3 protein-coding genes are annotated in these 4,627 nt (G+C 67.9%); 1 reads left to right on the top strand and 2 read right to left on the bottom strand.

Annotated features, from left to right (window positions below):
• A partial coding sequence (locus E1182_RS29330) for a cellulose-binding domain-containing protein (protein ID WP_207921568.1) occupies positions 1-496 on the bottom strand: 496 nt, incomplete at its 3' end.
• Between the two features lie 217 nt (positions 497-713).
• Here E1182_RS29330 and E1182_RS29325 point away from each other — a divergent pair.
• A complete protein-coding gene (locus tag E1182_RS29325) occupies positions 714-1,364 on the top strand; it encodes a maleylpyruvate isomerase N-terminal domain-containing protein (protein WP_165942756.1) in 651 nt (216 codons plus the stop codon).
• Between the two features lie 213 nt (positions 1,365-1,577).
• Here the strand turns inward: E1182_RS29325 and E1182_RS29320 are convergent, their stop codons facing one another.
• Positions 1,578-4,595 (bottom strand): RICIN domain-containing protein, encoded by a 3,018-nt coding sequence (locus E1182_RS29320; protein ID WP_132270965.1) that lies wholly within the window; start codon positions 4,593-4,595, stop codon positions 1,578-1,580.
• Between the last annotated feature and the right edge of the window lie 32 nt (positions 4,596-4,627).

Raw genomic sequence — 4,627 nt, 5'->3', positions numbered from 1 at the left:
GCGAGAAGGTGGGCGTCGGCGTCGCGGTGGGGGTGGGGTTGCCGGTGCTTGTCGGGCTCGCCGAGGGCGAGCCGCCGGTGGAGCCGGTACAGGTCACCCCGTTGAGCGCGAAGCTGGTCGGATCCGGGTTGCTGCCGGTCCAGGCCCCGTTGAACCCGAAGGACACGGTGCCGTTCGTCGCGATCGAACCGTTGTAGCCGACATTCCTTGCCGTGACATCCGGCCCGTTCTGGGTGAGTTCGGCGCTCCACGCCTGGCCGACCGTCTGCCCTGCCGGGAAACTCCAGGTCAGGGCCCAGGACGATACGGGGTCGCCGAGGTTGGTGATGGTGATGTTCGCTCCGAACCCACCCTGCCACTGGGAGCTGGCGGCGTAGCTCACCCGGCAGCCTGTGGCGGCTGCTCCCGGCGACACGGCAGCGGCTGTGCCCGCCGTGCCCGCGATCACCGTGGCCATGCCGAGCACTGTGAAAGCCCGGGCACTCGCCTTGCGCATCGGAACTCCTCTTCCTGTCGGCGAAGGCCCCGGGCGGCGCTCATCGGCTGGTCCCCCCGTTGAAACCTTTGCGCGGCAAGCGCTTCCAGTAGCCGGACAGATGCATCGGTAGTGTTACCGCCGGAAGTATTTCTGTCAATCGACGTCTGTCAACCTTGTCCGGCTGGGGTGGTGTGGCACGCACGGTTCGGGCGACGCGGGCCGGAACGCCCCAGCAGTGCGTAACCTTGCCAATGTGGTCGCCGCCGAGTTCCTCGCCACCGCAGCCGTCGTGTCTGCACTGCTGCACGACAGCCGGCTCGCCGACCGCTGGACACAGCCCAGTGCGTTGCGCGACTTCCGCATCAGCGGGCTGGCCGGTCACCTCGGCCGGGCGGTGTTCAACGTGGAGCGCTATCTCGACGCGCCGGTCCCCGCGGGCGTGGACCAGATTGACGCGGTGCGGTACTTCCTGACGGCCGGTGACCCGCAAGCCGGGCCCGAGGACCCGACCCAGCGGCACATCCGCGCCCGAGGCGAGCAAGCCGCCGGAACCGGTGCCACCGACCTCGCCGACCGTTTCGACGCCGCCCGCGCCCGTCTGGAGCCCCGCCTCGCCGACCTGCCGAGCGAGCATCCGGTCCTGGTGTTCGATCGCTGGGCCATGCCCCTCGATCAATGCCTGATCACCAGGCTGATCGAACTCGCCGTCCACCTGGACGACCTCGCCGTGAGCCTCGGCGTGCCCACGCCCGACATCCCCGACGAGGCCGCGGATGTCGTGGTCACCACCCTGGCCCGGATTGCCAGGGCACACCACGGGACCGTGCCGCTGCTCCGTGCGCTCTCTCGTCGCGAGCGGGCACCAGGCGTGATCACCGCTTTCTGACCCCGGACGGGGCCCGAGCGGGCGAACTCCCGGCGCACGCTGATGGTGCGATCAGGGTGCTCTGCGACGATCGCGCACTGTTCGACCGGGCCGTGACCGTGCGGCAGCGAAGCAACCTGCGACAGACGGGGACGGCGGGACCGCTCGTCAAGCGGCGCGGGCGGCCGGAGAAAGCGTTCCCGCCCCCTCGAGCCGCCCGCGGCGATCGGTCGGTCAGCTCGCCGTGACCAGTTTCCAGCGTTGGTCATCGGTGCCGCTGTCGTTCCACTGGATCGCGGCGGCCCCGGCCGCGGTGGACATGTTGTTGATCCCGAGCGCCATCCCACTGTTCTTGTTGACCAGCTTGACGTAGCCGCCGCCGACGTCGACCACCTGCCACAGGTGGTCCGCCGTCAGGGTGTCGCCCCACTGCAGAGCGGTCGCGCCGGCGGTGGTGGAGGCGCCGTTGATGCCGAGGACGAGACCGCTGTTGCGGTTGAAGATCTTGTAGTAACCGCCCTCGGCCGGCGTCAACTGCCACTGGTGGTTCAGGCTGGTGTCGGCCGCCTGCTGGGTTGCCGCCGCTCCGAAGCTGGGCGACGCGCCGGCGATGCCCAGCTCCAGGTTGCTGTTCTTGTTGACGATCTTCACCGGTGCCTGCACCGGGTACCAGGACTCCAGCTCGGTCACGCCCACGTACGTGCCGGCCTGTGGGGTGAACACGACCCGCAGCTGCGAGGTGGTCACCGTGGAGAACTTCACCTCGTTCGGCTTGTTCGCCACCGGGGTAACCGGCGTCTTGACCTGGTTCGGCACCGACTGCCACGTGCCGCCCGACAGATACTGCACGTCGAAGCTGACCGGGACGCGGACGTTCTGCCCGTCGTCGTACGTGTAGATCTTCACCTGGTTGACCGGGCGCTGGTACCCGAAGTCCACGCCGAGGTGATCGGTGCTGTTCGGCGAGCCGGCGTTGGTCCACCGGTCGTCGGGGGTCCGGTCGTACCGGATGTAGCCGTTGGTGGCCTTCAGCGGTAGGTCGTACGCCTCCACGCAGCGGGGGTTGTTGGCGCTGCGGCAGCGCTTGCCGTTGGACACGGTGTTGGTGTACGAGGCGAACGCCTTCGGGAACTTCTGCGTGTAGGTGCGGTTGTCCCAGCCCTTGAACCACTCCTGGTCGGCGTTCCAGGCGTTGGCCGCCACGTTCTCCAGCTCGGGCGTCGCCGCCGGGGCGACCGGGGCCGCCACCTGGACGATGGTGTTGCCCAGGCTCGCCGACTGGTGGATGCGCGTGCCGTCCTGGAAGATCTGCAGGCCGGAGCCGTTGTTGTAGCGCGTGCCGTCCCGGTCCCACACGATGGTGTACGTGTGGCCGTGGTACGGCAGGTTCTGCAGTGCGAAATAGTTCCAGCCGTCCGGCACCAGCGGCTTGAGCACCAGGGTGTTGTCCGCCTGGGGCTTGATGCCCAGCAGGCCGCTGAGGACCAGGTCGACGAAGCTCGAGTGGTTGTAGTGCTCGCTGAAGTTGACCGCGTCGTAGACCCACTCGCCGGTGTCGCCGTTGGCGGCCTCGGCGATGTACGGCTTGCCGTTCTTGTACTGCAGCGCGGCGAACTGGCTGAGCAGAGTGTTGTAGGTCTGCTTGGTGACGTGGCTCTGCGCCGGGTAGTCCTGGAGCAGGTTCGCCAGCCCGGTCAGCGTCGCGCTCGTCGCGAACGGCCAGCTCGGCCCGTTCCAGTGGCAGCAGTTCGTGTCGTCGAAGTTCTGCGTCGCCGGGTACGCCTGGTAGTTGAAGTAGGGGTTCGCGGTGATCCGGTCGAGTTCCGCGTACCCGGTGGCGCCCTTCATGAACTTGAGCGTGTTGGCGCCGGCCTTCATCGGCACCTGGACGGTCACCACCTGCGAGTTGGAGAACGAGCCCCAGGCACCGGTCACCGGGTAGCTCACCGTCATGGGCGTGGTCGCCCCGTTGACGTACAGGTTGTGCGTCGAGGTGGCACCGGTGGCGTTGGCGTAGTAGATGTTCACCGGGTACGTCCCCGCGCCCGGAGCGTTCACGGTGAACGTCACGTGGCTGTCGGAGAAGTCGATCTGCCCGACGTACTGGCCGTTCGAGGCGCTCGACGCGGTGCGGATGTTCGCCCGGCTGACCGTGGCCTGCTCGGCCTCGAAGTCGTGCACCCGCTCCAGCGTGTAGGGGCCGTACGCCCCGGCGAAGCGCTGTGGGTCGGTCAGTTGCTTCCAGGCCACCGAGTACTGCGGGTCCGGCAGCCCGAACGCCCAGGGGGCGAAGCCCATCGCCTCCCGCCACGTGGTGCGGGTCCAGGCGATGCCGCTGTTGCTGGAGTGATTGTTGTAGACGTGCATGAAGAACTGCCGCTGCGGGTCCCACAGCGAGTTCTGCACCCCGGCCTTGAGCGCGGCGGCCTTGGCGGCGTAGTCGTTGGCGGTCGTGGTGTCCCCGGTCATCGTGGCGATCTTGCTGATCGCCTGGGCAGCCGCGTACATGTAGCTGTTGATCGTCGGCCGGTAGCCCAGGCCACCACCGAACCAGTCCGTGCTGCGCATCGAGGTCTCGGTGTACTCGGTGGCGTCCGAGAGCGGGGACTGGAAGTACAGGTCGTCGGTGGTCGCGGCCCCGTTGACGGTGATGTTCTGGGTGAAGTTGGAGTCCCACTTCTTGTACAGCGCGATGAACTGCGGCAGGTACGCCTTGAGCTGCGTCGCGTCGCCGGTTGCCAGGTAGCGCTGGTACGCCGCGCTGGCGACCCACTCGCTGAAACCGCGGTTGCTGCCCACCCCGGACCCGCGCAGCCAGTATTCCAGGTAGTCGTCGGTGTACGTGCGGTCACGCAGCCACCGGCCGTCGAGGATGTGGTATCCGGCCGCGTCCACCAGGCCGCTGTAGGAATCACCGCGTGAGTACCAGACGGGCTGGTCGTACTCGGTGGAGATGTATCCGGTGCCCGGCACCGTGTAGCGCAACGCTCGCTTGTGGGTGCTCCACCGGTAGTAGTAGACGTCGTTGATCTTCGTGTCGGGAGTGTCGAGGAACGGGATATTGTCCTTGTACCACTGCGGCTCGTCGAGACCATGGGCGGCGAGGATGCCGTCCTCGTCGAGCACCGAGGCGCCGGCGGCCCGGGCGGGGGTGTCGCTCTGGGCCTCCGTCACGCCCCAGGCGAGGCTGGCGACCAGCGCCAGCGAGAGGGCAGCGGGAAGCGTACGGCGGCGAGGGTGGGTACTGCGCACGAAATCTCCAACCGTGCGAGAAGGTGCGGGGT

The organism is Micromonospora sp. KC721, assembly GCF_004348355.1.
Lineage (GTDB): Bacteria > Actinomycetota > Actinomycetes > Mycobacteriales > Micromonosporaceae > Micromonospora.
The sequence above is the reverse complement of the archived record's forward strand: the minus strand, read 5'-3'. Positions and strand labels throughout refer to the sequence as shown.